The sequence below is a fragment of the Vibrio sp. Vb0598 genome (genome assembly GCF_033338935.1).
Taxonomy (GTDB): domain Bacteria; phylum Pseudomonadota; class Gammaproteobacteria; order Enterobacterales; family Vibrionaceae; genus Vibrio; species Vibrio alginolyticus.
The window spans coordinates 1-1,365 of the sequence record NZ_JAWOTP010000126.1 but is presented as its reverse complement, the minus strand read 5'-3'; the positions used below and the strand labels follow the sequence as shown (position 1 = coordinate 1,365).

Genomic DNA, 1,365 nt, shown 5'->3' with positions numbered 1-1,365 from the left:
AGCTTCCTTTGGGGAGTTAAAAGGCACCTCTGAGGTCAAGGTTGTTGAGGCGGAAGAAAAAGAGTCTGCCATCTCTATTTGCCCACAGCCTCGTTCAGGAGAAGGAAGCGCGGAAGCGTGTTTGATGGTAGCGAGTGATGAAGATGGTCGCCTATTTACCGCACCACCATCAGTGAAGCTCATGAACAAACTAGGCTATGAGCTTGTTAAACCTTTGAGCTACGACGCGACAAAACCAAAAACTTACGTTGGCATCAAAACGGAAGACGGTACACGCGGCCCTGTGGGTGACTTTGCGATGTTCAACCAATACGGACGTGATCGCGCAGGCTTAACCAGCCAATACGCAAACTGGTGTCATGATTTGTCTGTAAGAAACTTTGCTGGTCGTGACAACTGGCGTCGTGCCACTCGCAATGAGTTGTTTAGCTTGTATCGTGCATCACGAGGCAGTGTTTGGGACGGGACTGAAAGCATCTATGAAGAAGACAAAGATGGCGGAGGTTTTGGTTGGCCAGCGAATTCGGAATATTGGTCTACTTCGCTAATGGATTTACCGCATCATGAGGGCGTCGTGTATGACATCATTAACCTGCATCGAGGTCGAGCGCAGTTGGTGATGGATGCTCGAGACCCGGCTTATGCTTCCTGCGTGTCTGACGCGCCTGGCGTTCCTCTTAAGTAATTGAAAGTTAGTGAAAGTAAGTGAATAGGCTCCTTCGGGAGCTTATTTTTTATCTCATCAGCATCGCTTGACTTCACTTATTAGCCGCGTAGCATCGATGTACGTCAATATTATGTGCAAAGGAAGGCCATATGACCGTCAAGGTATTTTGGAAAAACCCTTACCAAACAGAACTCACCTCCACGGTAACTCGAATTTCGGACAATGAAGTCGAGTTATCCCACACTATTTTTTATGCTGAATCCGGCGGACAAGAGAGCGATGCAGGTACGATCGACGGGATTCCTGTCGTCGGTGCAATTAAGTCTGGCTCACGCATTGTTTACACTCTAGAACGTCAACCCACGTTTCGAGTTGGCGACCAAGTGATCACTCAAATTGACTGGCAAAGGCGTTATGCGTTGATGAAGCTCCACTTTGCGGCGGAAGTCATACTTGAACTGTTCACGCAAAAATTTGCAAACATTCAGAAGGTTGGCGCACATATCTCCGCAGATAAAAGCCGAATTGATTTTGAATGGCCTGAAAGCATCACGCCACTGCTGGCGGAGTTTCAACAACGAGCTCAGGCAGTTATCGATTCGGACGCTGAGATTGAGAGCGCATTCTCTGACGAAGGCCAAGAAAGGCGCTATTGGAAAGTGGAAGGCTTCGCTCAAGTGCCTTGCGGTGGTACACAC

The 1,365-nt window shown here is 48.4% G+C and carries 1 protein-coding gene and 1 pseudogene; both read left to right on the top strand.

All coding sequences use genetic code 11. From position 1 onward, the window contains the following. Nucleotides 1–685 (top strand): annotated as a pseudogene (locus tag R7Q38_RS23455) (hypothetical protein); the annotation flags it as partial. Nucleotides 686–816: 131 nt separating this feature from the next. Next, nucleotides 817–1,365 (top strand): alanyl-tRNA editing protein (locus tag R7Q38_RS23450; protein ID WP_318114475.1); only part of this gene is annotated, 549 nt, incomplete at its 3' end.